Below are 24865 nucleotides of genomic sequence, written 5' to 3' on the forward strand. Positions count from 1 at the left end.
TACAAAACCGCCTGCGCACGCTTTACGCCCAGTAATTCCGATTAACGCTTGCACCCTACGTATTACCGCGGCTGCTGGCACGTAGTTAGCCGGTGCTTATTCTTCAGGTACCGTCATTAGCAAAGGATATTAGCCTTCACCGTTTCTTCCCTGACAAAAGAGCTTTACAACCCGAAGGCCTTCTTCACTCACGCGGCATTGCTGGATCAGGCTTTCGCCCATTGTCCAAAATTCCCCACTGCTGCCTCCCGTAGGAGTCTGGACCGTGTCTCAGTTCCAGTGTGGCTGGTCGTCCTCTCAGACCAGCTACTGATCGATGCCTTGGTAGGCTTTTACCCTACCAACTAGCTAATCAGATATCGGCCGCTCCACGAGCATGAGGTCTTGCGATCCCCCACTTTCATCCTTAGATCGTATGCGGTATTAGCGTAACTTTCGCTACGTTATCCCCCACTCTAGGGTACGTTCCGATATATTACTCACCCGTTCGCCACTCGCCACCAGAGCAAGCTCCGTGCTGCCGTTCGACTTGCATGTGTAAGGCATGCCGCCAGCGTTCAATCTGAGCCAGGATCAAACTCTTCAGTTTAATCTCTGTTACTTTGCCGTTTTACCGGCACCGTTATTTCTAACGGGTCGCTCACTCAAAAAACTGACAGGCCACTACTTTCGTAGCGCCTATTTCATTATTTCTTGTGAACATTTGATATTTTAAGTATTACAGCAATCCGAAGATCGCTGCTGCACTTACATCAAATGCCCACACTTATCGACTGTTAATTGTTAAAGAACTGTATTCGGTTACTGCTTTCGCGCTATCGACAAAGCGTTGTGTTTGTCAGCTGCGAAGAAGGAAGAGTATGAAGCGTTTCGGTCATTTCGTCAACCTTCTTTTTTACTACCCAGCCCCTGAAGGCTGTCCCTTTTGTGCCGCAAACTAGTGCGTCTCATCGGGGAGGCGAATCATATCAAAGACCGTCGAAGTTTGGCAAGCGCTTTTCCAGAAAAGCGTGCATGCCTTCTTTTTGTGCAGGCGTACCGAAGGCGGCCTGGAACAAGCGGCGCTCGTAGGCGACACCATCCGTCAAGGTGGTTTCAAAGGCGCGGTTGACGCAATCCTTGATCATCATGGCCACCGAGGTCGGCATGGCGGCGATAGTCTTGGCGGCAGACAGGGTTTCTTCCAGCAACTTATCGGCCGGCACGACGCGCGACACCAGGCCGATGCGCTCCGCCTCGGCGGCATCGATGGTGCGCGCCGTCAACAGCAGATCCATGGCCTTGGCCTTGCCGATGGCGCGCGGCAAACGCTGCGTGCCGCCCGCGCCCGGCGTGACGCCGACCTTGATTTCCGGCTGGCCAAATTTGGCGCTGTCGGCGGCGATCAGGAAATCGCACATCATGGCCAGTTCGCAACCGCCACCGAGCGCATAGCCGGCCACCGCACCCACCACAGGTTTGCGCACGCGCAAGATATGTTCCCAGTTGCGGCTGATGTAGCCCTGGGTAAAGGTGTCCGGGTAGGTGTAATCGGCCATGGCGGCGATATCGGCGCCGGCGGCAAACGCTTTTTCGTTGCCAGTGAGCACGATGCAGCCGATATTGTCATCCGCGTCGAACTTCAGCAAGGCGTCGCCCAGCTCATTCATCATGTTGTCGTTCAAGGCATTCAAGGCCTTCGGGCGATTCAGGCGGATGACCGCCACTTTGTCCTGGATATCGATGATCAAGTCTTCGTATTGCATATAGTCTCCTCTGGATGAACACGGTGACAACGATTGTAGCGGCTAACGGCAGCGGCGCGGCAGGTGCGCTGCTATTATTGTGAGCCTGATCATTTTCATATCGAGCAAGATATTTTCTCCTCCCTCTTCCAGTACTGCGCCCATTACCTGCGCGGCGACGGCAGCGCCGCCAGCGTCGATTTCCGCCGCCTGTGGTTCAGCAACGGCCTCAATTGCTTCGGCGCCCAGATCACCTCACTGGCCCTGCCCCTGTGCGCGGTGCTGTTACTGCATGCGACGCCGGAACAGATGGGCGTGCTGGTTGCCTTGCAGGCGCTGCCGTTCGCCCTGTTCGGTTTGCCCGTCGGCGTGCTGCTGGACCGGCGCAGCAAGCACCCGATCATGCTGTTCAGCGAAAGCATGTCCGGCCTGGCCCTGGCCAGCGTGGCAGTGGCTTACTGGTGCGGCGTGCTGTCGATGCCGTGGTTATATATAGTAGGGTTCATCATCGGCACGGGCTTCGTCGTGGGCGGCGGTGCCGAGCAGGTGTTTCTGACTTTCCTCGTGGGCCGCGATGGCTTGATCGATGCGCAGTCGAAATTTGCCGCCACCGAATCGGCTTCGCGCCTGATCGGTCCCGGCCTGGCCGGCGTGCTGGTGCAGGTCTTGTCCGCGCCCGTCGCCATCCTGTGCACGGCGTGCGGTTATCTGATTTCCGTCTTCAATTTGCGCGCCATGAGCGTGCGCGACCCACACCCGGCGCCATCCGACAAGCACGCTTTGCGCGACATCGCCGACGGCTTGCTGTTCGTGTGGCGCGAGCCGCTGCTGCGCGCGCTGGCCTGGGGCGCCGGCATCTGGCACTTCCTGTTTTACGCCAGCATGGCCTTGACGGTGCTGTTCGCCACGCGCGATCTGGGCATGAGTCCTGGCGTGCTCGGCATGACGCAGATGCTGGGCGGCGCCGGCGTACTACTCAGCGCCTTCATCGTCAAGCCATTGACGAAGCGCTACGGCGCCGGCCGCACCATCCTGATCGGCCTGGCATCCACCTCCGTGTGCTTTGCCCTGACGCCGACGATTCCGGCAGCACTGTTCGGCAGCGCGGCCGCCAGCGCCGTGGCGTATGCCATATTGATGTTCTTTTTCGATTGCGGCGTGATGCTGTTCTTTATTCCCTACCTGGGCCTGCGCCAGAAGGTGACGCCCGATCCCATGCTGGGCCGCATGACGTCGACCATGCGCTTCCTGACGGTGGCGACGGCGCCGCTGGGCGCGCTGGCCGCCGGCTGGATCGCGGAACACTTTGGCGTGCGCAATGGCCTGGCCTGTATCGCGGCCGGCAGCATCCTGTTGACGGTCGCCATGGTGTGGGGCACGCCGCTGCGTAGCGTGCGCACCTGAAGCGATGAACGGGCATACACTGCTAAAAGATTGCTTTGGCGACACTATTCACGCCAAAGCCTGCGAGGTTTGATTTATATCAAGGTTTTAATTGATGTAAATCCATAAGCTGTCTTACATCACTTGAGGAGCACGCCATGTTTAACGCCATCTTATTTCCCACCGACGGTTCGCCGTTGTCCGACAAAGCCGCCGAGACCGCCCTCGCCTTCGCCCAGCTGAACAAAGCCAAGCTGGTCGCCATCAGCGTGGTGCAGCCCTTCCCGTTCTCGCCGATGGCCGACGGCGGCATCGTGCTCGACGCCAGCCTGTATGAACAGCAGATGCAGGAAGCCTCGCAACGCGCCATCGACAAGATCGGCGCAGCGGCGCGTGACGCCGGCGTGCCTTTCGAAGGCGTGGTGGCCGTATCGCCGAGCCCGCACGATGAAATCGTCAATGCGGCGCAAACCTACCATTGCGACATCATCCTAATGGCCTCGCATGGCCGCAAGGGTTTGAACAAGCTGTTCGTGGGCAGCGAAACGCAAAAAGTGCTGGCGCATACCCATCTGCCAGTCATGGTCCTGCGCTAACCTTGCGCTAGCGCAATCCCCGCCCGGCGCCGCGAGAAACTCAGCGCGCCGGCGCCTGCTTCGGCAACAACACCCACACGGCGCCGCTCTGTTTCATGCGGCCCGCATTCTCGGCCGCTTCCGCGCCAAAGCCAAAGAAATAATCGACACGGATCGGCCCGCGAATGGCGCCGCCCGTATCCTGCGCCATCACCAGGCGCTGCATGGGAATTTCGCTATTGGCTTGCGTGGTGGACAAGAATACGGGCGCACCCAGCGGCAGGAAACGCGAATCGATGGCTACCGAGCGCTGCGGCGTCAGCGGCACGCCCAACGCGCCCTTCGGCCCCACTTTCGGATCGGGCAAGCGCTCTTCCTTGAAGAAGACATAGCTCGGGTTGGCGTTGAACAATTCATCCTTGCGCGTGGGATGGCCCGCGATCCACGCCTTGATGCCTTGCGCGGATGCCTGGCTCAGGGTCAGCTCGCCCTTGTCGACCAGGTAGCGGCCGATCGATTTATACGGATGGCCGTTTTGATCCGCGTACGCCACGCGCACGGTTTCCTGCGTATCGGTCAGCTGCACGCGCCCGGAACCCTGCACTTGCAGGAAGAACGCCTCGACTTCGTCATCCACCCACAGCAATTCCTTGCCCGTGACGGACGTGGCGCGCTCGATATCGGCGCGGGTTGCGTACGGTATCACCTTCTTGCCGACCAGCTTGCCCCGCAAGCGCATGTTTTTCAGTTCCGGATACACGCCGGACAAGTCCACCGAGACCAAGTCGTCAGGCACTTTGTACAGCGGTGTCTGATATGGGCCGCCACGCTTGCGCGCGCCGTGCAGCAATGGCTCGTAATAACCGGTCACCAGTCCAGTATTGGCGCCATCGGCGGTGACGACTTGATTTGGCACAAAGAAGGTCTCGAAAAACAGGCGGATGGCCTTGTCGCTGTCGGCATTGACCTGGCGCGCAATGGTGCACGATTCCTTCCAGTCCGGCCGTTTCACCAGCACACCGCACGAAGCCATGAAGGCGGGCCAGGCGGCGCGCATGTCGTCGCGGGCCCAGCCTGGCAAGGCGGCAAACTTGGCGGGCACGAAGGTGGGCGCCGCCACGTCCGTGGCATCCTTGGCATCGGCCGGCTTGGCAGGCACAGGCTTGACGACGGTCGGCGCAATGGCGGGCGCCTTGCCGCTGGAAGCAGCGGGCGGCGCGACGGGCGGCGTGGTGCAGGCGGACAAGACAAGCGCGACGGCGCCGATTGAAACAGGTAGACTACCGCGTGTAAACAGACGGCTGGTAAATGGGCTGCGGGTAAATAACATAGGGATGCGTATGTGGATCTTGATGATAGAGGCGCTGGTGGCGTTCTTCTTGCTGGCATTTATAGTCTGGTGGACCATGTATTCGGGCAAAAAGCCCGCACCGCCGGCACGCAAGCAGCTCAGTGAAGAACAGGACGCCACCGAAAAACTGAAATAAGGGGGCAAGCCCCCCCCGGCGTTTCCTTAATGCAGGGTGCGCGGCACCGACAGCACGAACTCGGGAATCGGCGCTTCGAACTGATGGCCGTCTTCGGCCACGCAGAAGTATTCGCCGTGCATCGAGCCTTGCGGCGTGCCCAGCATGGTGCCGCTCGTATATTCGAATTGCTCGCCCGGCTGCAACAGCGGCTGGTGACCGACGGCGCCCAGGCCGCGCACCTCTTCCACCTTGTTGTTCGCATCCGTGATGACCCAGTGGCGCGAAATCAGTTGCGCGCCAGCCGTGCCCGTGTTGACGACGCGGATCGTGTAGCTGAACACGTGCCGCCCCTGGTCCGGTGCCGATTGATCGGGCAGATATTGCGTTTTGACCGTTACCGTAAATTCATAAGTCGCCATCGTCATTCCTCTTCAGACATTGCCAGTCATATTGTGTGTCGCGCGCGACGCATTGGCCATCGCGCGATGCGTATTCTGTGTTTCACCGTACTTCAATGAGGCATGGTAACGGCGTCAGGCGTAAAATAGCGCAAATCGCATTTTCTATCCTTTGGCTACTTCACCATGACAACATTCCGTATCGCTCCCAGCATCCTGTCCGCCGACTTTGCCCGCCTGGGCGAGGAAGTGCGCAACGTCGTTACCGCCGGCGCCGACATCATCCACTTCGACGTGATGGATAACCATTACGTGCCGAACCTGACCATCGGCCCGCTGGTGTGCGAAGCGATCCGCCCGCACGTGCAAGTGCCCATCGATGTGCATCTGATGGTCAAGCCTGTCGATCGCATTATCCCGGATTTCGCCAAGGCTGGCGCGAACATCATCACCTTTCACCCGGAAGCGTCGGATCACGTCGATCGTTCCTTGCAGTTGATCCGCGACAATGGCTGCAAATCGGGCCTGGTTTTCAACCCGGGCACGCCGCTGCATTACCTGGAACACGTGATGGACAAGATCGACATCATCCTGATCATGTCCGTCAACCCGGGCTTCGGCGGCCAGTCCTTCATTCCGCAAGCGCTGAAGAAAATCGCCGAAGCGCGCCGCATGATCGACGAGTCGGGCCGTGACATCATGCTGGAAGTCGATGGCGGCATCAAGATCGACAACATCGCCGCCGCTGCCGCCGCCGGCGCCGACACCTTTGTCGCCGGCTCGGCCATCTTCGGCAAGCCGGACTACAAGGCCGTCATCGACGCCATGCGCGCCGAACTGGCCAAAACGGTGGGCAACTGATGCAAGCGGGCACGGTGAAAGACCACGTACTGGCTGGCGTGCGCGCCGCCATCATCGACCTCGATGGCACGATGCTCGACACCGTGCCCGATTTTCATGTCGCCATCAATGGCATGCGCGCCGAACTGGACCTGGCGCCCATCAGCGCCGATGCCATCAAGTTGATGGTGGGCAAGGGCTCGGAAAACCTGATCCGCACCGTGCTGGCGCTCGACTTCGATGACGCCGGCGTGGAACAGCGTTTCGAGCAGGCGATGGAGGGCTACCAGCGTCACTACCTGGCCATCAATGGCCAGTTCAGCACCCTGTATCCGGAGGTCGAAGCGGGATTGTCGGCGATGAAGGCGGCGGGCCTGCGCCTGGCCTGCGTCACCAACAAGCCGATCGCCTTCGCCCTGCCCCTGCTGAAACTGAAAAACCTGGATCAGTATTTCGAGATCGTCTATGGCGGCGATTCGCTGCCGCAGAAAAAACCGCACCCCATGCCGCTGCTGCAAGTGTGCGCGGACTTCGACCTGCCGCCATCCAAAGTGGTGGCCATCGGCGACTCATCGAATGACGCGCAAGCGGCCAGGGCTGCGGCTTGCCCCGTACTGACGGTACCGTACGGCTACAATCACGGACACTCTATACACGATACCGATTCCGATGGTATAGTAAAGACACTGCTCGAAGCAGCCCGTTTTATTGGCATGCAAAACTAACCGGCATACTGACCAAACCCAACACCATATCGTGAACACGTTTCTCATCAAAAAACACAATGTCACCCAAACCGGCTCGATTGAGGCCTGGCTTTGGCGACGCTGGCAATCCTGGCAGGCTTAAGGGCCGAGCCGTTACGATTGCTGCCGGTTGTACACACGTCGTTTGCGCATGTTGCGCACGTTGCGTGTCCCGGCAAGTTTTTTGATAACCCACCGCAGGGTTTGTGCACTATGCACACTCATACCCTGACGGCATGGAGAGAAACATGACCGAACTCGAATTCAAATCGCTGGGCCAGCAAGGCTACAACCGCATCCCCCTGATCGCGGAAGCGTTCGCCGACCTGGAAACCCCGCTCACCCTGTACCTGAAACTGGCACAGGCGCAACAAGGCGGCAAGAACACCTTCCTGCTCGAATCCGTCGTCGGCGGCGAACGCTTCGGCCGCTATTCCTTCATCGGCTTGCCCGCCACGACCGTGCTGCGCAGCTATGGCAAACGCACCGAAATCGTCAAGAACGGCAGCGTAATCGAAGAACACGAAGGCAATCCGCTCGACTTCATCGAACAATTCCAGTCGCGCTTCAAGGTGGCCCTGCGCCCCGGCATGCCGCGCTTCTGCGGCGGCCTGGCCGGCTACTTCGGCTACGACACCGTGCGCCACATCGAGAAGAAACTCGCCGGCGGCGCGCCGAAAGACGACTTGAAGCTGCCCGACATCCAGCTGATGGTGACGGAAGAACTGGCCGTCATCGACAACCTGTCCGGCAAGCTCTACCTGATCGTCTACGCCGACACGACGCAGCCCGAATCGTTTTCGAAAGCGCAGCAGCGCCTGAAGGACTTGCGCATGATGCTGCGCCGCGGTGTCGATGCGCCTGTCACCAGCGCTTCCGTGCGCACGGAAACCATCCGCGACTTTTCCAAGGAAGATTACCTGAAGGCCGTCGCCAAGGCGCATGAATACGTGATGGCGGGCGACCTGATGCAGGTGCAGATCGGCCAGCGCATCCGCAAACCTTACGTCGATTCGCCGCTGACACTGTACCGCGCCTTGCGTTCGCTCAACCCGTCGCCGTATATGTACTTCTATAATTTCGGTGACATGCAGATCATCGGCGCCTCGCCGGAAATTCTGGTGCGCAACGAAAAGACGGCGGACGGCGGCAAGAAAGTCACCTTGCGCCCGATCGCCGGCACCCGTCCGCGCGGCGCCACGCCAGAGCGCGACGCCGAATTGTCGGCCGAGCTGCTGGCCGACCCGAAAGAGATCGCCGAGCACGTGATGCTGATCGACCTGGCGCGCAACGATATCGGCCGCATCGCCGAGACAGGCAGCGTGCAAGTCACCGACCGCATGGTCATCGAAAAATACTCGCACGTGCAGCACATCGTTTCGAACGTGGAAGGCAAGCTGAAAGATGGCCTGTCGAACCTGGACGTGCTGCGCGCGACCTTCCCCGCCGGCACCCTGACGGGCGCGCCGAAAGTGCGCGCCATGGAAGTGATCGACGAACTGGAAATCACCAAGCGCGGCATCTACGGCGGCGCCTGCGGCTACCTGTCGTTTGGCGGCGAAATGGATGTGGCGATCGCCATCCGCACGGGCGTGGTCAAGGACGGCATGCTGTACGTGCAGGCCGCGGCCGGCATCGTGGCCGACTCCATTCCCGAAATGGAATGGCAGGAAACGGAAAACAAGGCGCGTGCCGTACTGCGCGCCGCCGAACAAGTGCAAGATGGCCTGGATGGAGGGTTTTAAGATGCTGCTGATGATCGACAACTACGACTCCTTCACCTACAACATCGTGCAGTATTTCGGCGAGTTGGGCGAAGACGTGCGGGTCTACCGCAACGATGAAATCACGATCGCACAGATCGAGGCGCTGAACCCGGACCGCATCTGCATCTCGCCCGGTCCGAAAGCGCCGGCACAGGCGGGCATTTCCGTGGAAGTGCTCAAGCACTTCGCCGGCAAGAAACCGATACTGGGCGTGTGCCTGGGCCACCAGGCCATCGGCGAAGCGTTTGGCGGCAACGTCATCCGCGCCAAGCAAGTCATGCATGGCAAGACTTCCCTCATCGCGCATACGGGCGTGGGCGTTTTCAAAGACTTGCCCAGCCCCTTCACAGTGATCCGCTACCACTCTTTGGCGATCGAACGCGCCTCGCTGCCTTCCTGCCTGGAAGTGACGGCGTGGACGGACGACGGCGAAATCATGGGCGTGCGCCACCGGGAATACGATATCGAGGGCGTGCAGTTCCACCCCGAATCGATCCTCTCGGAGCACGGCCACGCCCTGCTGAAGAACTTTCTCGAGCGCTGATTTTCCGCGCACGCCACGGCGTGCCATCAGTGTCCTCCTGCGCCATCATTGAAGAAGGAAGCATCATGCCGATCACACCACAAGAAGCCCTGCTGCGCTGCATCGAACACCGCGAAATCTTTCACGACGAAATGCTGTACCTGTTCCGCCAGATCATGTCCGGCGAAATGTCGCCCACCATGATCGCCGCCCTCACCATGGGCTTGCGCGTGAAAAAGGAAACCATCGGCGAAATCGCCGCCGCCGCGCAAGTGATGCGCGAGTTTTCCACCAAGGTGCCCATGGCCGACACCACCAACCTGCTCGACATCGTCGGCACGGGCGGTGACGGCGCGCACACGTTCAATATTTCCACCGCCTCGATGTTCGTGGCCGCCGCCGCCGGCGCGCGCGTGGCCAAGCATGGCGGGCGCAGCGTGTCTTCCTCGTCCGGCAGCGCCGACGTGCTGGACTCGCTGGGCGTCAACATCAACCTGCAGCCCGAGCAGATCGCCCAGTCGATCGCGCAAACGGGCATCGGCTTCATGTACGCGCCGAATCACCACGCGGCCATGAAGCATGCGGCGCCCGTGCGCCGCGAGCTGGGCGTGCGCACCATCTTCAATATCCTGGGCCCCTTGACCAATCCCGCCGGCGCGCCGAATATTTTGATGGGCGTGTTCCACGCCGACCTGGTCGGCATCCAGGTGCGCGTGCTGCAGCGCCTGGGTGCGCAGCACGCCATCGTCGTGTATGGCCGCGACAACATGGATGAAGTGTCGCTGGGCGCGGCCACCATGGTCGGTGAACTGGTCAACGGCGAAATCCGTGAATATGAAATCCATCCCGAAGACTTCGGCATGTCGATGATCGCCAGCCGCAACCTGAAGGTGGCCGATTCCGTGGAATCGAAAGCCAAGATGATGGAAGCGCTGCGCGGCGAGCCCGGTGCGGCCGCCGACATCGTCGCCCTGAACGCGGGCACGGCGCTGTACGCGGCCGGCGTGGCCAGTTCGATCGAAGACGGCCTGGCGCGCGCGCGCACCGCCGTCAGTTCGGGCGCGGCCCTGGCGAAACTCGCGCAATTCGTGCAGGTCACGCAACAGCTGGGCACCCCGGCACAAGCGTAAGCTGCCGCCCTCCTTTATAGAATAGCGACCATCATGTCCGACATACTCGATAAAATCCTGGCCGTGAAAGCCGATGAAGTGGCCAAGGCCAAGGCCCGCCGCAGCCTGGCCAGCCTGCGCGGCGACGTGGAAAGCGACAGCGCCCTGCGCGCCGGCCTGCGCGGCTTCGAAGCGAGCCTGCGCCAGCACATCGCCGCCGGCAAGCCCGGCATCATCGCCGAAGTGAAAAAGGCGTCGCCGTCGAAAGGGGTCATTCGCGCCGACTTCCGCCCGTCTGATATCGCCGCCAGCTATGCCGCGCATGGCGCGGCCTGCCTGTCCGTGCTGACGGATGAACAGTTCTTCCAGGGATCCGTGGAGTACCTGCAGCAGGCGCGCGCCGCCTGCGCCATCCCCGTGCTGCGCAAGGATTTCATGGTCGACATGTACCAGATCTATGAAGCGCGCGCCATGGGTGCCGACTGCATCCTCCTGATCGTCGCTGCGCTCGACCATGGCCTGATGGCGGAGATGGAAGCGTGCGCCCACGAACTGGGCATGGGCGTGCTGATCGAAAGCCACGATGGCGACGAACTGACGGCGGCCCTGAAACTCAAGAGCGCATTGATCGGCATCAACAACCGCAACCTGCGCACCTTCGAAACGTCGCTCGACACGACCATCAAGCTGTTACCGCGCATCCCGCAAGACAAATTGATCATCACGGAATCGGGCATCCACGGCACGGCCGACGTGCAACGCATGCGCGATGCGCACATCCACAGCTTCCTCGTGGGCGAAGCGTTCATGCGCGCGCCCGACCCCGGCGTGGAGCTGGAACGCCTGTTCGGTTAAACCATGGTAGGCTGGTAGCATGAGATACGGAATTATCGTCCTTGCCGCCGCCAGCCTGCTGTCGGCCTGCCAGACCGCGGCCCCGCCGGCGGTGAGCACGCCCACGTCCACGCCCCCTCGCACGCCGGCCGCGATACAGCTGGCCGCCAGCATCGACGCCTACAAGTCGCTGGTGGCACAGCAGATCATGGCGGCCAACGCCGCCTACACGTTCAGCGGGCGCCTGCCGCCCATGCTGCCGGCCATCGTCGTGCTCGACCTGAGCGTGGGCCCGGACGGCGAGCTGAAAAGCGTGCACGTGCACCGTTCGCGCGACAGCGAAGCATCGGCCGCGGCGCTGGCCGCCGTGCGGCGCGTGCCCACCCTCTTTCCGCCGGCGTCACACCTGATGCACCGCCACGCCCGGACCTTCGATTTCTCCGAAACCTTCCTGTTCAACGACCAGTACCAATTCCAGCTGCGGACCTTGTCCGGTCCACAGTAAACGCGGCGGTATCGAGTTCGATGCGGTCGCGTCCCCGTTCCTTGGCCAGGTACAGGGCCGCATCGGCGCGCGACAACAGCTGTTCCAGCCCTTCCACCACCGACGCCTGGCAAGCGACGCCGATACTGACCGTACACGGTGGCAGCCCTGTATGACTGGGCTCGCGCAGCAAGGCGCGGATGCGTTCTGCCACGCCCAACGCATTATGCGCCGGCATGTCCGGCATCAGCACGACGAACTCCTCGCCGCCGAAACGCGCCACGCAATCCGATTCGCGCAAGGCGCCCTTGATAACGGTGGCCACGTGCGCCAGCACCCGGTCACCCACCGCGTGACCGTGGCGGTCATTGATCAATTTGAAGTAATCGAGGTCGATGCTGAGCAATGTCAACGGCAAGCGGCGGCGGCGCAGATTGTCTATCTCGCGCGCATAGGCGTCGCCAAAGCCGCGCCGGTTCAGCACCTGGGTCAGCGGATCGTGGGTCGAGCGGCGCTCCAGTATCTGCTGCAGGCGGCGCGTCGCCATCGTCATGAAGCCCACCGTCAGCAGCAGCGCCATGAAATTGGCGACCGCCAGATAGATGCCGGCCGGCGTGCCGGCCACCGTCAGGTTCACGCTGGCGCCGCCATGCAGCAAGGCAGACACGCCGCGCGCCAGCACCACGACGGCTTGCATCAGCATCAGCGCGGCAAAGAAAAAACTCGAGAAATGGCGCTCGCCATGGCGCCATACCAGTTGCACCTGGCGCGCATAAAACAGGAAGACCAGCAGGGAAAAGACCGCCACGCGCGCCGAAAAATCGGGCTGCGCCAGCAACCACCAGCTATTGCCGGCGATGGCCAGGGCAAGTATCAGCAGATAGGCGCGGCGGCTGGGCGCCAGGCCAAAGAATTTCTCCGTGCCCAGCATCGACAGGCCGATACCGGCCACCAGCGCCGCATTGGCCGCGATCATGGACAATGCCGGCGGCAGCACCTCGCGGGTGCCGAACAGCAGGGACGCGCACACCAGCAACAGCAAGCCGGCCGCCCAATGCCCCAGGCCATGCACCTCGCGCCGGAAACTGCGATACACCGAGAACATGACGATGCTCATCGCCCCGCACATCAGGGTCGTCATCAGCATAATCGTTCGAGGATCGAGGGTTTGCACGTTGGGCGCGATCTAAAAGAAGCGGTTCGGCAATTTTAGTTTAGTTAAAGAAAAATTAGTTCATTTGCAGTAAATATGATGGCAAGCCGCCAGTTTCACCGGATAAGTTGCATTTGGGAAATTGCTGCTTGAAATAAAAAACCGGCCAGTGACGGCCGGTTTTCTGTCTTACCGCATGAGCATCATGCCGCACTAGGACGCTTCGGCCCCGTGGCTTTCTTCGGCGCCGGCAGCAGCGCCAGACTGACGCCGGGCACGCGGTCGCCTTGCAGCACGGCCGTGAACGTCATCAGCTCGTCGCGGCGGAAGGCGTGGATGGCCACCTTGGCGCCGACGGCGTAGCGGCCCAGCAAGGTGTCCAGGTTGGCCGGGTTACCCGTCACGCGCAAGCCATCGATGGCCACCAGCACGTCGCCCGCCGACAGGCCGGCCACGTGCGCCGCGCCGCCCTGGTGCACCTGCGCCAGCTTGGCATCGTTGCCGTCGCGGCCCAGGTTGACGTCCAGGCTGGCCTTTTCCGCCTTGCGCGCATCGCTGTATTTCACGCCGAACGGCGCCAGCAGGCGCGCCAGCGGCACATCGTCCGTGCCGCGGATGTAGCGCTCGAAGAACGGTTTCAGGCGCGTGCCGGCAATTTCATCGAACAGGGCTTCGACTTCGGCCGGCGTCACGCCGCGGCCCTTGCCTTCTCCCTTGCCCTTGTAGAAATCGCGGCCATAACGCTGCCACAAGGCCTGCATCACGTCGTCCAGCGACTTTTCGCCATTCGTCTTCGTGCGCAGTGTCAGATCGAAGGCCAGCGCGATCAGCGAACCCTTGGTGTAGTAGCTGACGATGGCGTTCGGCGCGTTTTCATCCTGGCGGTAGTACTTGCCCCAGGCGTCGAAGCTGGAATCGGCCACGCTTTGCTTCGTGCGGCCGCTGCCGCGCAAGACGCTGTTGACGGTTTTCCCCAGCAATTTGAAATAGGCTGCCTCGTCGATCAGGCCCGCGCGCACCAGCATCAGGTCGTCGTAATAGCTGGTGAAGCCCTCGAATAGCCACAGCAGCGGCGAATAGCTTTCCGCCTGCAGGTTGTACGGCGCGAAGGCGGCCGGCTTGATGCGCTTGACGTTCCAGGTGTGGAAGTACTCATGGCTGCACAAGCCCAGGAATTTCAGGTAGCCGTCGCCGACTTCCGTGCTGTTTGAAGCCGTCGTCGGCAGGTCCGCACGCGCGCAGATCAGCGCCGTCGAGGCGCGGTGTTCCAGGCCGCCGTATCCGTCGCCGACGGCCATGGTCATGAACACATAGCGGTCCATCGGCGCTTTCCTTGTCTTCGGCTCGAAGAAGGCGATCTGCATTTCGCAGATGGCTTTCAGGTCGCGGCACAGGCGGTCCAGGTCCAGGTTAGGTACCTTGCCCGTGACGACGATATCGTGCGGCACGCCATGCGCGGTGAAAGTGGCCAGCGCGAAGTCGCCCATCTCCACCGGGTGGTCGATCAGCTCGTCGTAGTTGGCCGCCTGGTAGCTGCCGAAGCCATAACGTTTCGCTTTCAATTCCGGCAGGGTGGTGGCCACTTTCCACGTCTTGCAGGCCGCATCCTTCGGCTGCACGATATGCACTTCATGCGGCTCGGCCTCCTGGCCCAGCACGCGCAAGAACACGCTGGTGCCGTTGAAGAAGCCGTGATTTTGGTCCAGGTGGGCGGCGCGCACGGACAAATCCCAGGCATACACGTCATACTCGACGGTCAACGGGCCCTTGCACGGGGCGGCTTGCCACGAATGCTTGTCCAGCTTGGTCAGCGCCACGGCCTTGCCCTCGGACTCGGCGCGGATGCTGACGATATTGCGCGAAAATTCGCGGATCATGTAGCTGCCCGGAATCCAGGCCGGCAAGGCAAATACCTGGCCGATGGCGGCCGGCGACTTGACGGTCAACGTCACCTTGAACATGTGACCGGCCAGGTCGGCTGCGGCAATGCTGTAGATGATGCCGGCGGCCGGTGCGGTTTTCACTGCGGTTTTTGCCGCGGCTTTGCTTGTGGCTTTGCCGCTTGCCTTGGCTCCCGCCTTGGCGGTGATTTTTTGAATCGGTGCTTTCTTCATGTTTTCCTCGTGTCTGGCATGGATGTTCTACAATCGCCCAGGCGCGCCAGGCGCCGGCGACAAATCGTCAGGTGTATCAATATCGCGCAAGATGCCGCTGTCGTCCACTGCTACTTCGCACACGGCATGGCTGTTGACGATGCTGCGCGCGCCCTGGTCGCCATCGAGTGCCAGCAGCAGCGGCAAGTGAAAGGCGCTGAACGCGACAGGATTGCCGCGCCGTCCCTGGAACACGGGCACGGCGATGCGCGCGCCATCGCCGATGGCGTGCGACAAGGCGGCGATTGTAGCCGCTTCCACACTAGGCATGTCGCCCAGGGCGATCAGCCAGCCCGGCGCGCCGCGCACGTGACCGATGGCGCAGGTGAGCGAGGCGGCCATGCCCGTGTCGGCATCATGGCAGACGCGTACCTCGCAGCCCAGCGCACCGAGCTGGCGCGCGACCTCGGCATCGTCGGGGCGCACCACGGCCAGCACGCGCGGCAAGGCAGCCAGCATGTTCCTCGCTGCCGCCACCACCACCGGCAGACCCGCGTGCGGTCCTTCCGCCAATGGCTGCAATAATTTGTTCTGCACGCCGGAAGGGTCGAACCTGCGTCCCCTTCCGGCTGCCAGCAAGATGCCGACCGTGCTCAAAAAACCGCTACCGTCATGCGGCCGCCAAATCAAAAGGCAGCTTGCGCAGGCGCTTGCCCGTCAGCGCGAACAGCGCGTTGGCGAAGGCGGGCGCCAGCGGCGGCACGCCTGGCTCGCCCATGCCCGTCGGCGCATCGCCAGACGGCACCAGGTGCACCTCGATTACCGGCATGTCGGGCATGCGCGGCACGGGGTAGTCGCCGAAGTTCTGCTGCTCCACCACGCCATCCTTGAGCGTGATGGCTGCGCCAGGAATCGTCATGCCCAGCGCCATCAGCGCGGCGCCCTGCACTTGCGCCTCGATCGTCAGGGGATTGACGGCCAGGTTGCAATGCACGCCCGCCCATACCTGGTGCAGCTTGGGCGCGCCTTGCACCACCGACGCCGTCACCACGTAGGCCACCACGGAATTGAACGATTCATGCATGGCCACGCCCCAGGCCTGCCCTTTCGGCAGCTTCTTCTTGCCATAGCCGGACTTGGCCACGGCCAGGTCCAGCGCGGCGATGTGGCGCGTATGCTTGGCGTCGATCAGCTGCTTGCGATAGGCGACGGGGTCCATCTTCGCCACGTGCGCCGCTTCGTCGATCAGAGTTTCCATGACGAAGGCCGTATGCGTCGAGCCGACGGAACGCCACCACAGCACGGGCACGTTCGCCTTGACCGTGTGCACGGACAGTTTCATCGGCAGGGTGTACGGCTCGCCCATGCCTTCGACCATGGTGCCGTCGACGCCATTTTTCACCATGAAGGCTTCGAACGGCGTGCCGGCCATGATGGACTGGCCCACGATGGTGTGGTCCCAGGCGAGGATTTTCCCTTTGGCGTCGAGGCCGATCTGCGCGCGGTGCACGTGCGACGGCCGGTAGTAGCCGCCCTTGATGTCATCCTCGCGGCTCCACATCAGCTTTAACGGGCCGCCCTTGCCCGCCGCCCGGTACGCCTTGGCGACGTTGACGGCTTCGACCACGTAGTCGGACGAGGGCACGGCGCGCCGGCCGAAGCCGCCGCCGGCCATCATCGTGTGCAGGGTCACCTGCTCCGGTTTCAGGCCGGAGGTCGCCGCGATGGCCGCCTGGTCGCCCGTCTGGAATTGCGAACCCACCCACATTGTGCATTTGTCTGCCTGCAGGTCGACGACGCAATTGAGCGGCTCCATCGGCGCGTGCGCCAGGTAGGGAAATTCGTAGACGGCTTCGATCTTTTTCGGCGCCGAGGCCAGCTTGCCCATGTCGGCAGGTTTGGCGACGGTGCCCGGCGTTTTCGCCAGCGCCTTGAAGGCGGCCAGCTGCTTGTCGCTGCTGACCTTTTCCACGGCGCTCGTGTCCCATTCGATCACCAGCGCGTCGCGCCCCTGTTTGGCCGGCCAGTAGCCTTCGGCGATGACGGCCACGCCGCTGCCGCCACGGTCGGTTTTGACTTCCAGCACGTCCAGCACGCCCTTGATGGCTTTCGCCTTGCTGGTGTCGAATTTCGCCACTTTCGCACCAAACACGGGCGGGCGCGCCACCATGGCCACTTTCGCGCCAGGCGGCTTGAAGTCGATGCCGAACTGCTGCTTGCCCGTGGATTTGGCGGCCGCGTCCAGGCGTTTCACGGGTTTGCCGATGATGGCAAAGTCGCGCGGGTCCTTCAGCTTGACGGTGACGGGCACCGGCTGGCGCATCGCCGCGTCGGCAAATTCGCCAAACGTGGCCTTTTGTCCGCCGGGGCCATACAGCACGCCCTTGGCGGCGCGCACCTGGTCGGGACTGACTTTCCATTGCGCGGCGGCGGCGCCCACCAGCATGGCGCGCGCCTTGGCGCCGATTTCGCGGTACTGCGTAAACGAATGGGCGATGCTGCCCGAACCGCCCGTCATCTGCATGCCATAGGCGGCATCCTTGTACTGCTCGCCAGCAGGTGCCAGCGCGCCGTGCACCAGGCTCCAGTCGGCGTCGAGTTCCTCGGCGATCAGCATGGGCAAGCTCGTTTGCACGCCCTGGCCGAATTCCAGCCGGTTCACCTGCACCGTCACCGTGTTATCGGGGGCAATATGCAGGAAAGCGTTTGGCGCGTACACGGGCTTGGCGGGTGCGGCATCGGCCGCCTGCGCCAGCTTGCCTGCGCCCGGCAGGAAAAAGCCCAGCATCAAGCCGCCCCCGGCCACTGCGCCGGCCTTCATGAAACCGCGCCGCGACACGCCATCGGCCACGGTAACAGGGGCCGATGCCAGCGCCGCGCCCAGGGTCACCCCGCCATGCTGCAATGCTTCCTGATTCAACCATTCGATACGCATGTCGCTCTCCTCAGGCCAGGGTCTTGGCCGCGTCCTTGATGGCCGCGCGGATCCGTTGATAGGTGCCGCAGCGGCAGATATTGCCGCTCATGGCGCCGTCGATGTCGGCATCGCTGGGCGCCTTGTTGGTGCGCAGCAGCGCCGTCGCGCTCATCACCTGGCCGCTTTGACAGTAGCCGCATTGCGGCACGTCGTGCTGCACCCACGCCGCCTGCACGGCTTTGCCCACCTGGTCGTTTTCCATCGCTTCGATGGTGGTGATCTTTTGCGTGCCGACGGAGGAAATCGGCGTGATGCACGAGCGGATGGCCTGGCCGTCGAGGTGCACCGTGCAGGCGCCGCACAGCGCCATGCCGCAGCCGAACTTGGTGCCCGTCATGTTCAGGTTATCGCGCAGCGCCCACAGGATGGGCGTGGAAGGATCGGCATCGACCTGCGTGTCGCGTCCGTTGATATTCAGGGTAATCATCTGCTGCTTCTCCTTTTTTGAATTGTTATGGCGTCTACAAACAACACTTGATGATACGACAGCGGAAAAAAGTGCAAAAAAAAGCGCGCCTTGCGAGGGCGCGCCGTCCAGCCTTCCTGGCGACAGCCCGGATTACTTAATGGTCGAGAATTTCTGTTCCAGCGTTTTCGCATCGACTGCGCCCGGAATGCGGCTGCCGTCGGCAAAGAAGATGGCAGGCGTGCCCGACACGCGTAATTGCTGGCCCAGGGCCAGGATTTTTTCATGCGGATTGGCGCAGGTGGCGGCCACCGTGGCTGGCGCCTTGCCGTTCAACATCCAGTCATCCCATGCCTTGTTGCGGTCCGGCGCGCACCAGACATTGCGCGACTTGACGATGGAATCCGGCGACAGGATGTTGTACATGAAGGTATAGACGGTGACGTTGTCGATTTCCTTCAGCGCGTTCTGGCGGAAACGCTTGCAATAGCCGCAGTTCGGATCTTCGAACACGGCGATCACGCGCTTGCCATTGCCCTTGACGGTCTTCATGGCGGAATCGAGCGGCAAGTCGGAGAATTTGATGCGGTTGACTTCGTCCAGGCGCACCTTGGTCAGGTCTTGCGACGTCTTGGCGTCGAAGACGTGGCCGACGAACAGGTATTGCGCGGCCTTGTCCGTGTACAGGATGTCGCCGCCCGTGCGCACTTCATACAGGCCGCCGTACGGCGTTTCCTTGACCGAATCGACCTTGGCGCCTTCGCCCAGGCGCGGCTCGATCAGCTTTTTGATGTTCGCTTCCGTTGGCGTTTCCGCGCCGGCGCACGACATCATCAGGCCCGAGGCCAGTACCAATGCGATTCTGCTCATTTTTATCACTATCACTTCTCCACTTGAAACGCCTGGCGGAACTGCCCCCTGGCCCGGCATCGTTATCTCTTTGACAAAACGATCGCCGCAGACCAGCTGCGGCGACCTTGAATTTTCACACCTGCCATTATCCGGCGATATCTTAAGATTCGCTGATATTTACTGATGTCCCAATGCGTGCGCGATCATTTTCCGCTTCAGGGCCGGTAATTTATCCAGCAAGTTTAATCCCAAATTGCGAACCACGCGCAACGGCTCCAGGTCGGCGCCAAATAATCGCGCCAGGCCATCGGTGGCCAGCTGCATCAACAGCACGTCTTCCTTGCGCGCGCGCGCATAGCGGGCCAGCACGCGCTCGTCGCCGATGCCGCGGTGCGCTTCGCGTTCGGCGATCGTCTTGACCAGCTGCGCCACGTCGGCAAAGCCCAGGTTCATGCCGTGGCCGGCCATCGGGTGCACCACGTGGGCGGCGTCGCCCACCAGGGCCACGCGCGGCGCCACCATGGCGTGCGGGCGCATCAGGGTCAATGGGAAGGCGCGCACCAGCTCCGGCTGCAACGGCGTCAGCTTGCCCAGTTTGTCGTGGCAGTAGGCGGCCAGGCGCGCGGCCAGGGCGTCGGCCGATTCGGCCATCAAGGTGTCGGCCAGCGCATCGGGCGCCGACCAGACCAGCGAGACGCGGTCGCCCGGCAGCGGCAGCAGCGCGACGATGCCTTCGCTGCCCGTGAACCACTGGTGGGCCGCGCCATGGTGCGGCTTTTCGCAGGCGAAGTTGCTGACCACGCCGCGCTGACCATAGGAGCGGTAATCGAGGCCGATGTCGCACTGGCCCCGCACCCACGACTGGGCGCCATCCGCGCCCACTACCAATGCGCAAGTGATGGTGTCGCCGCCATCGAGATGCACGATGGCCGAGTCGTTCGTCCATTCCAGGCGGCTGGCGCGGCCCTGCACCACGTTGACATTCGGCGCAAATTTCAGGGCGGCGTCCAGCGCCTGGCCCAGGTTTCGGTCTTCGATGATCCACGCCAGCGTGCCCACATGGGCGCCATACGCGTCAAAACCGAGTCCGCCCGCCTGCGCGCCGTCGCCGTTGACCAGCATGGCGTCGACGGGCGCCACCCTGTCGGCCTCCAGGGCGCCCCATACCTTCAGCAACGACAGCAGCTGGTGCGCCGTGTGATTGAGCGCATACACGCGCACATCCCAGCTGGCTTCGACCGGCTTGGCGGCCGAAGGGGATGTGGGCGCAGGCGGGCTCACCGGGGATAACAGGGTGACGCTTTGTCCTGCCTGGGCAAACGCCAGCGCCGTGGTTTTCGCGATGGCGCCATTGCCGACGATGCAAACGTCGCTGTGGCTATGCATGAAGCGCCGCATGGTAGGGGGAGTGGGACTGTTCATGCGGCCATTATAGCGTTTGCCCCACCCTTTTCAGATAGTCCGGAAGTACAGGACGCGTGTCCCAGATCAAGCGATGCCATGAAAGACGGGCAGCACGTGGTCCGCGATCTCCTGCATCGTCTCGGCCAGCGGGCGGCGGTTCTGCCGCAGCTGCAAGCCGATGTGCCGCACGCCGGCGTCGCGCATGGCCGTCAACTCGGCAATCAGACCCTCGCGCCCCGTGCGTGCGCCAAAACGGAAGCGCTGCAGCGGCAAATTCGGGTCCTCGTCCAGGTCCAGGTGGATGAAGCTGACGTAGGGTTTATCTTCCCCGGCGACGGCGCGCCATTGCGCCGAGCGCCGCGCATGGTCGTCCGGCGTGCCCGGATAGGCGAGCCAGCCATCCATTTGCTCGCCTATCCAGGCGGGCGACTGCTGCGCCAGCCCCGCCACCAGCAGCGGCAAGGGCGCGGACGGCTTGGGCAGCAGGCGGATGCCGGGCGGCAGATGCGTCTCGCCCCAGTCGCGCAGCATGGCCACCTGTTCGCGGAACGCGGCGCCGCGCTGCTCGAAGTCGCGGCCGAAGACGGGATATTCGACAGGACGGTCGCCGCTGGCCACGCCCAGCAGCAAACGTCCGCCGCTCAACTGGTCGACGCTGGCCGCCGCTTTTAACGTCAATACAGGCTCGCGCAGGGGCAGCACCACGGCGGCCGTGCCCAGCAAGATGTTCTCCGTGATGCCGGCCAGGTAGCCCAGGTAGGTAAATACCTCGAAGACCTGGGCCGCGTCGCCGAACGACGGGTCATATAAAGGCACGTCGCGCAGCCACAGCGCCCGGAAGCCCAGGCGGTCGGCCAGTTTTGCCAGTTCCGCATGCTGGCGCAGATCCGGTTCGCCCGGCACGCGGACCGATGCCGCATTCGCCTGGCGCCCCGTGGACGTCCAGTCATTATCGAGCGGCAGTTCCAGGCCGATGCTGAAACCGCCCTGTCCAAGCTTGGTCATGGCGCCCATATCAGTCCCACTGCGGCGCCAGGCCGTCCGGGTTGGCCAAGCGCTCGCCCCGCTCGAGCGTGGCCATCTGCGCCATCTCGTCCGGCGACAGGATGATGCGCTGGAAATGCAGGTTCGCTTCCAGGTTGGCCCGTTTGGTGGACGACGGGATCACGGCAAAGCCCTGCTGCAGCGACCAACTGAGCGCCACTTGCGTCGGCGTCACGCCATGTTTTACCGCGATGGCCATGATGACGGGATCGACGACCACCTTGCCGTACGCGAGCGGCATGTAGGCCGTGATGTGGATGCCCTGGCTGCGCGCGAAATCGATCGCCTTGCGGTTCTGCAGGAACGGATGGATCTCGATTTGCTGCGTGGCGATTTCCGATGCGCCCACCGTATCGATCGCTTGCCGCAGCTGCGCGTTGGTGAAATTCGACACGCCGATGGCCCTGGTCAGCCCTTGCGCCTTGGCGTCCGCCAGCGCCGCCATGTATTCGGCGACGGGAATGGCGTCCTGCGGCGACGGCCAGTGGATCAGGGTCAGGTCCAGTTGCTCCAATTGCAGCTTGTGCAGGCTGTCCTTCAGGCTGGGAATCAGTTTGTCGCGCTGCAGGTTCTCGATCCAGATCTTGGTGGTGACGAACAGTTCGTCGCGCGGGACGGGGCTGGCGGCGAGCGCCTGGCCCACTTCGGCTTCGTTGCCGTAGATTTGCGCCGTGTCGATATGGCGGTAGCCGACGTCGAGACCCGTGGTGACGGAATCGATGACGACCTGCCCCTGCAGACGGAAGGTGCCCAGGCCGATTTCAGGGATGGCGGTGCGATTTGCGGTGGCGTTCATGCGGTAATCCTCTCAAGTCAATGTCGATGGCCACACTATGCGCCCATTCTTTGTTGAGAAAAATACCGCTGATATCAAATCATATTTGATCCACAGGCAAGTAAGACCATGCCCATGCAGGAAATCGGGGAAAAGTCGCAGCCGGCTCTTGCATTCCCGTTTTGGTCTGCTATAATTCGCCACCTTGGCCTGGTAGCTCAGTCGGTAGAGCAGAGGATTGAAAATCCTTGTGTCGGTGGTTCGATTCCGCCCCGGGCCACCAAGAATATGTTTTACATTCAAAAACGCCACCTTCGGGTGGCGTTTTTGTTTGTGGACTGTCTACACGATACGCAGGCCGTTTCCGGCCCGCAACCACTCCCCCAGCGCCGTCAGCGCCGGGCAAACATCCCTCTTACCACATCAAATCATCAGGAATCTGGAACGCCGCATACGGATCGTCCTCGTCCACTTCCGTGCTGGCCTGTTTCACGCGCACGACGATGGCGGGGTCGCGTTCGGCGATCTTGTCGGCGATGATGCGCGGCACCAGTTCCACGGCGCCGTTCAGGCAGATGATGACCAGGCGGCCCGCCACCAGGTGGGCTTGCACGGCGGCCGTCACGTAGATGCGCTCGATCTTGTTATTAAATGTGAAGTTGTACGGCACGTCGCCGTTGTTGCCCTTGCTCTGGCGGTTCTTTTGCACCATTTGCGCGATCTGCGCCACGATGGCCTTCTGGTTGGCGGCCGCGTCGCGCTGGGCGTTCAGTTCGCGCGCGCGCTCGGCATTCTTGCGCTGGGTCTCGAGCGCGGCCAGGCGCACTTCGTCGACGCTTTGCGTGCCGCTCTTGCGCTCGTCCTTTTTCTGCTTGCTCTTGTCCTGGTTGGCCAGCTTGACCTTCTTCTTGTCGACCAGGCCGGCCTTTAAAAACTGCTCTTGCAACGAGACCATAACTACTCCGTATTGAGGGTGCGCCGGCCAAGACAGCGGCATCGGCCGGTGGAAAGACGCTAGCATAGCAAAAAACAGGGGCGCTGCCGCCGCAACATGGCTGCCCGGGCCGGCTGGCGGGCGCCTTCTGCCTGCCAGTAACAAAAAGACACACTCGAGTGGAAATTTTGTTGATAAATGTCATATAGTTAGTTACGTTTTGCATATCGGCATTGTCTGCCGATTGCATCGCTCCCTTCCACCGACTGCGTCTACAAGGATTTGCCATGAAACAATTAATCGCCCTCTGCATCGCCGCCGCGTTTGCCAGCACCGCCTTTGCCGCCGCACCGGAAGCGGCGCCTGTCGCCAAGACGGCCCAACAATCGAAGATGACGACCTGCAATGCGGACGCCGCCGGCAAGAAAGGCGATGAACGCAAGACCTTCATGAAGGAATGCCTGAGCGCCAAGCCGGCACCGGCCATGACGCAGCAAAACAAGATGAAAGCGTGCAATGTCGACGCCAAGGACATGAAGGGCGATGCCCGCAAAGCCTTCATGAAGGAATGCCTGAGCGCGCCGAAGAAATAAGCGCCTCGCCTGTTTGCCCCCCCCCAACGCCAGCGTCGACGCTGGCGTTTTTTTACGGCGATGCGTACGCCTGCATGAGGCGGTCAAGGAAACCGAACAGCTGGCCGTTCATGGCGTGCCAGTCGTGGCTGCGCAAGACCGCTGGCGGCTGCACGAAGCGGTGCGGCTCCAGCATGGCCAGTTCGGCTTCCGACGCGGCGATCAGCAGTTCGACCACCTCCGGCGTGAACTCCATATGGCACTGGAAGCCGTACACCAGCTTGCCGTATTCGATGATCTGGCGGGGGCAGCCTTCGCTACAGGCGATGACCTTCGCGCTGTCAGTCAGGCCCGGCATGTCGCTATGCCAATGCCCGGTTTCCAGCACATCGCCGAAATGGGCAAACTTGTCGTTCGCCCGCCCTTCCGCCGTCAGCATGACGGGAAACTTGCCGATCTCCTTTTCAGGGCTGTGTGCCTGGCGTGCTCCCAGGGCTGCGCCTATCAGTTGCGCCCCCAGGCAGACGCCGACGACCGCCTTGCCCGCCGCGGCACATGCGGCAATCAGGGCCTGTTCGGCCGCGGCGTCGAAATGCGGGCATTCCTCGCGCGTCGTCGACGGCGACTGCGGCCCGCCCATGACGACCAGCAGGTCGATGTCCGCGATGGACGGGGGCAGCGGCTCATGGGCGTGGACGCGGGAATACGTGGCCGCGTAGCCGCGCTCGCGCACCCATGTCTCGTAGGCGCCCGGCGCCTCGAACGCTTCATGCACGATGAAATGGACTTTCATGATGTTCCCTT

At 62.3% G+C, this 24865-nt stretch carries 25 protein-coding genes, 1 tRNA gene and 1 rRNA gene; 12 read left to right on the forward strand and 15 right to left on the reverse strand.

Annotated features, from left to right (window positions below):
- Both O0881_RS16475 and O0881_RS16480 read right to left on the reverse strand, forming a co-directional pair.
- Window positions 1-589 (reverse strand): 16S ribosomal RNA (locus O0881_RS16475); the annotation flags it as partial.
- Between the two features lie 379 nt (window positions 590-968).
- The gene (locus O0881_RS16480; RefSeq protein WP_289912247.1) at window positions 969-1745 is read right to left on the reverse strand and encodes an enoyl-CoA hydratase; all 777 of its coding nucleotides are present in this window, start codon (window positions 1743-1745) and stop codon (window positions 969-971) included.
- 63 nt (window positions 1746-1808) lie between these two features.
- Between O0881_RS16480 and O0881_RS16485 the strand changes: the two genes are divergently transcribed.
- Together O0881_RS16485 and O0881_RS16490 are read left to right on the forward strand one after the other, a co-directional pair.
- Window positions 1809-3128, forward strand: a complete 1320-nt coding sequence (locus O0881_RS16485) for an MFS transporter (RefSeq protein WP_289912248.1) — start codon at window positions 1809-1811, stop codon at window positions 3126-3128.
- Between the two features lie 137 nt (window positions 3129-3265).
- The gene (locus O0881_RS16490) at window positions 3266-3703 is read left to right on the forward strand and encodes a universal stress protein (protein WP_289912249.1); all 438 of its coding nucleotides are present in this window, start codon (window positions 3266-3268) and stop codon (window positions 3701-3703) included.
- 40 nt (window positions 3704-3743) lie between these two features.
- Here O0881_RS16490 and O0881_RS16495 read toward each other — a convergent pair whose 3' ends face one another.
- A complete protein-coding gene (locus O0881_RS16495; protein ID WP_306558300.1) occupies window positions 3744-4928 on the reverse strand; it encodes a murein transglycosylase A in 1185 nt (394 codons plus the stop codon).
- A gap of 94 nt (window positions 4929-5022) precedes the next feature.
- On the opposite strand from O0881_RS16495, the gene O0881_RS16500 reads away from it, so the two are divergent.
- Window positions 5023-5169, forward strand: a complete 147-nt coding sequence (locus tag O0881_RS16500; RefSeq protein ID WP_167468630.1) for a hypothetical protein — start codon at window positions 5023-5025, stop codon at window positions 5167-5169.
- A gap of 26 nt (window positions 5170-5195) precedes the next feature.
- Here the strand turns inward: O0881_RS16500 and apaG are convergent, their stop codons facing one another.
- Window positions 5196-5570 carry a Co2+/Mg2+ efflux protein ApaG gene (apaG, locus tag O0881_RS16505; protein ID WP_034785627.1) on the reverse strand — a complete coding sequence of 125 codons (375 nt, stop codon included), beginning with the start codon at window positions 5568-5570 and terminating at the stop codon, window positions 5196-5198.
- Between the two features lie 165 nt (window positions 5571-5735).
- Between apaG and rpe the strand changes: the two genes are divergently transcribed.
- The 7 genes from rpe to O0881_RS16540 all read left to right on the forward strand — a co-directional run bounded on the left by rpe (window position 5736) and on the right by O0881_RS16540 (window position 11872).
- Window positions 5736-6410 carry a ribulose-phosphate 3-epimerase gene (rpe, locus tag O0881_RS16510; protein ID WP_077399332.1) on the forward strand — a complete coding sequence of 225 codons (675 nt, stop codon included), beginning with the start codon at window positions 5736-5738 and terminating at the stop codon, window positions 6408-6410.
- A complete protein-coding gene (locus O0881_RS16515; RefSeq protein ID WP_289905609.1) occupies window positions 6410-7114 on the forward strand; it encodes a phosphoglycolate phosphatase in 705 nt (234 codons plus the stop codon). Before rpe ends, O0881_RS16515 begins: the two co-directional genes overlap by 1 nt.
- A 269-nt stretch (window positions 7115-7383) precedes the next feature.
- The gene (trpE, locus tag O0881_RS16520) at window positions 7384-8880 is read left to right on the forward strand and encodes an anthranilate synthase component I (RefSeq protein WP_289912250.1); all 1497 of its coding nucleotides are present in this window, start codon (window positions 7384-7386) and stop codon (window positions 8878-8880) included.
- A gap of 1 nt (window position 8881) precedes the next feature.
- The gene (locus O0881_RS16525) at window positions 8882-9445 is read left to right on the forward strand and encodes an aminodeoxychorismate/anthranilate synthase component II (RefSeq protein ID WP_099665565.1); all 564 of its coding nucleotides are present in this window, start codon (window positions 8882-8884) and stop codon (window positions 9443-9445) included.
- 65 nt (window positions 9446-9510) lie between these two features.
- On the forward strand, window positions 9511-10554 hold the full coding sequence (gene trpD, locus O0881_RS16530) for an anthranilate phosphoribosyltransferase (protein WP_289912251.1): 1044 nt from the start codon (window positions 9511-9513) through the stop codon (window positions 10552-10554).
- Between the two features lie 33 nt (window positions 10555-10587).
- The gene (gene trpC, locus O0881_RS16535; protein WP_289912252.1) at window positions 10588-11388 is read left to right on the forward strand and encodes an indole-3-glycerol phosphate synthase TrpC; all 801 of its coding nucleotides are present in this window, start codon (window positions 10588-10590) and stop codon (window positions 11386-11388) included.
- Window positions 11389-11407: 19 nt separating this feature from the next.
- The gene (locus tag O0881_RS16540) at window positions 11408-11872 is read left to right on the forward strand and encodes a hypothetical protein (RefSeq protein ID WP_289912253.1); all 465 of its coding nucleotides are present in this window, start codon (window positions 11408-11410) and stop codon (window positions 11870-11872) included.
- Here O0881_RS16540 and O0881_RS16545 read toward each other — a convergent pair.
- From O0881_RS16545 to dkgB, 9 genes are all read right to left on the reverse strand, one after another.
- The gene (locus tag O0881_RS16545) at window positions 11823-12992 is read right to left on the reverse strand and encodes a GGDEF domain-containing protein (RefSeq protein ID WP_289905611.1); all 1170 of its coding nucleotides are present in this window, start codon (window positions 12990-12992) and stop codon (window positions 11823-11825) included. The two genes, O0881_RS16540 and O0881_RS16545, sit on opposite strands and share 50 nt — an antisense overlap.
- Window positions 12993-13207: 215 nt before the next feature.
- Window positions 13208-15028: a M61 family metallopeptidase gene (locus O0881_RS16550; protein ID WP_289912254.1), complete on the reverse strand. Its 1821-nt coding sequence runs from the start codon at window positions 15026-15028 to the stop codon at window positions 13208-13210.
- Between the two features lie 117 nt (window positions 15029-15145).
- Window positions 15146-15754 carry a nucleotidyltransferase family protein gene (locus O0881_RS16555; RefSeq protein WP_289905613.1) on the reverse strand — a complete coding sequence of 203 codons (609 nt, stop codon included), beginning with the start codon at window positions 15752-15754 and terminating at the stop codon, window positions 15146-15148.
- A 13-nt stretch (window positions 15755-15767) separates the two neighbouring features.
- The gene (locus tag O0881_RS16560) at window positions 15768-18032 is read right to left on the reverse strand and encodes a xanthine dehydrogenase family protein molybdopterin-binding subunit (RefSeq protein WP_289912255.1); all 2265 of its coding nucleotides are present in this window, start codon (window positions 18030-18032) and stop codon (window positions 15768-15770) included.
- Between the two features lie 10 nt (window positions 18033-18042).
- Entirely contained in the window at window positions 18043-18501 is a 459-nt protein-coding gene (locus O0881_RS16565; protein ID WP_289912256.1) for a (2Fe-2S)-binding protein, read from the reverse strand.
- Between the two features lie 132 nt (window positions 18502-18633).
- The gene (locus O0881_RS16570) at window positions 18634-19350 is read right to left on the reverse strand and encodes a DsbC family protein (protein WP_034785648.1); all 717 of its coding nucleotides are present in this window, start codon (window positions 19348-19350) and stop codon (window positions 18634-18636) included.
- Window positions 19351-19509: 159 nt separating this feature from the next.
- The gene (locus O0881_RS16575; RefSeq protein WP_289912257.1) at window positions 19510-20754 is read right to left on the reverse strand and encodes an FAD-dependent monooxygenase; all 1245 of its coding nucleotides are present in this window, start codon (window positions 20752-20754) and stop codon (window positions 19510-19512) included.
- A gap of 66 nt (window positions 20755-20820) precedes the next feature.
- On the reverse strand, window positions 20821-21750 hold the full coding sequence (locus tag O0881_RS16580) for an LLM class oxidoreductase (RefSeq protein ID WP_289912258.1): 930 nt from the start codon (window positions 21748-21750) through the stop codon (window positions 20821-20823).
- Between the two features lies 1 nt (window position 21751).
- Complete coding sequence (gene dkgB / locus O0881_RS16585) at window positions 21752-22576, reverse strand: 2,5-didehydrogluconate reductase DkgB (RefSeq protein WP_289912259.1); 825 nt, start codon at window positions 22574-22576, stop codon at window positions 21752-21754.
- A gap of 186 nt (window positions 22577-22762) precedes the next feature.
- Here dkgB and O0881_RS16590 point away from each other — a divergent pair.
- Window positions 22763-22838: transfer RNA gene (locus O0881_RS16590), tRNA-Phe, on the forward strand.
- A 132-nt stretch (window positions 22839-22970) separates the two neighbouring features.
- Here the strand turns inward: O0881_RS16590 and O0881_RS16595 are convergent.
- On the reverse strand, window positions 22971-23510 hold the full coding sequence (locus O0881_RS16595) for a DUF2058 domain-containing protein (RefSeq protein WP_077399286.1): 540 nt from the start codon (window positions 23508-23510) through the stop codon (window positions 22971-22973).
- Between the two features lie 266 nt (window positions 23511-23776).
- Between O0881_RS16595 and O0881_RS16600 the strand changes: the two genes are divergently transcribed.
- Window positions 23777-24082, forward strand: coding sequence for a PsiF family protein (locus O0881_RS16600; RefSeq protein WP_046682222.1), 306 nt, complete (start codon window positions 23777-23779; stop codon window positions 24080-24082).
- A gap of 52 nt (window positions 24083-24134) precedes the next feature.
- Here O0881_RS16600 and O0881_RS16605 read toward each other — a convergent pair whose 3' ends face one another.
- Window positions 24135-24854, reverse strand: coding sequence for a hypothetical protein (locus O0881_RS16605; protein ID WP_289912260.1), 720 nt, complete (start codon window positions 24852-24854; stop codon window positions 24135-24137).
- Window positions 24855-24865: the final 11 nt, after the last annotated feature.

The sequence above is a fragment of the Janthinobacterium sp. SUN100 genome (assembly GCF_030397705.1).
GTDB lineage: Bacteria > Pseudomonadota > Gammaproteobacteria > Burkholderiales > Burkholderiaceae_D > Janthinobacterium > Janthinobacterium kumbetense.

Bases quoted from the DNA above. Each gene is read 5' to 3' on its own strand.
- O0881_RS16500 (WP_167468630.1), top strand. From the start codon at position 5,023: ATGTGGATCTTGATGATAGAGGCGCTGGTGGCGTTCTTCTTGCTGGCA.
- rpe (WP_077399332.1), top strand. From the start codon at position 5,736: ATGACAACATTCCGTATCGCTCCCAGCATCCTGTCCGCCGACTTTGCC.
- dkgB (WP_289912259.1), bottom strand. From the start codon at position 22,576: ATGAACGCCACCGCAAATCGCACCGCCATCCCTGAAATCGGCCTGGGC.
- apaG (WP_034785627.1), bottom strand. From the start codon at position 5,570: ATGGCGACTTATGAATTTACGGTAACGGTCAAAACGCAATATCTGCCC.
- trpC (WP_289912252.1), top strand. From the start codon at position 10,588: ATGTCCGACATACTCGATAAAATCCTGGCCGTGAAAGCCGATGAAGTG.
- O0881_RS16595 (WP_077399286.1), bottom strand. From the start codon at position 23,510: ATGGTCTCGTTGCAAGAGCAGTTTTTAAAGGCCGGCCTGGTCGACAAG.
- O0881_RS16605 (WP_289912260.1), bottom strand. From the start codon at position 24,854: ATGAAAGTCCATTTCATCGTGCATGAAGCGTTCGAGGCGCCGGGCGCC.
- O0881_RS16600 (WP_046682222.1), top strand. From the start codon at position 23,777: ATGAAACAATTAATCGCCCTCTGCATCGCCGCCGCGTTTGCCAGCACC.
- O0881_RS16525 (WP_099665565.1), top strand. From the start codon at position 8,882: ATGCTGCTGATGATCGACAACTACGACTCCTTCACCTACAACATCGTG.
- trpE (WP_289912250.1), top strand. From the start codon at position 7,384: ATGACCGAACTCGAATTCAAATCGCTGGGCCAGCAAGGCTACAACCGC.
- O0881_RS16570 (WP_034785648.1), bottom strand. From the start codon at position 19,350: ATGAGCAGAATCGCATTGGTACTGGCCTCGGGCCTGATGATGTCGTGC.
- O0881_RS16545 (WP_289905611.1), bottom strand. From the start codon at position 12,992: ATGACGACCCTGATGTGCGGGGCGATGAGCATCGTCATGTTCTCGGTG.
- trpD (WP_289912251.1), top strand. From the start codon at position 9,511: ATGCCGATCACACCACAAGAAGCCCTGCTGCGCTGCATCGAACACCGC.
- O0881_RS16580 (WP_289912258.1), bottom strand. From the start codon at position 21,750: ATGGGCGCCATGACCAAGCTTGGACAGGGCGGTTTCAGCATCGGCCTG.
- O0881_RS16560 (WP_289912255.1), bottom strand. From the start codon at position 18,032: ATGCGTATCGAATGGTTGAATCAGGAAGCATTGCAGCATGGCGGGGTG.
- O0881_RS16480 (WP_289912247.1), bottom strand. From the start codon at position 1,745: ATGCAATACGAAGACTTGATCATCGATATCCAGGACAAAGTGGCGGTC.
- O0881_RS16575 (WP_289912257.1), bottom strand. From the start codon at position 20,754: ATGAACAGTCCCACTCCCCCTACCATGCGGCGCTTCATGCATAGCCAC.
- O0881_RS16515 (WP_289905609.1), top strand. From the start codon at position 6,410: ATGCAAGCGGGCACGGTGAAAGACCACGTACTGGCTGGCGTGCGCGCC.
- O0881_RS16565 (WP_289912256.1), bottom strand. From the start codon at position 18,501: ATGATTACCCTGAATATCAACGGACGCGACACGCAGGTCGATGCCGAT.
- O0881_RS16490 (WP_289912249.1), top strand. From the start codon at position 3,266: ATGTTTAACGCCATCTTATTTCCCACCGACGGTTCGCCGTTGTCCGAC.
- O0881_RS16540 (WP_289912253.1), top strand. From the start codon at position 11,408: ATGAGATACGGAATTATCGTCCTTGCCGCCGCCAGCCTGCTGTCGGCC.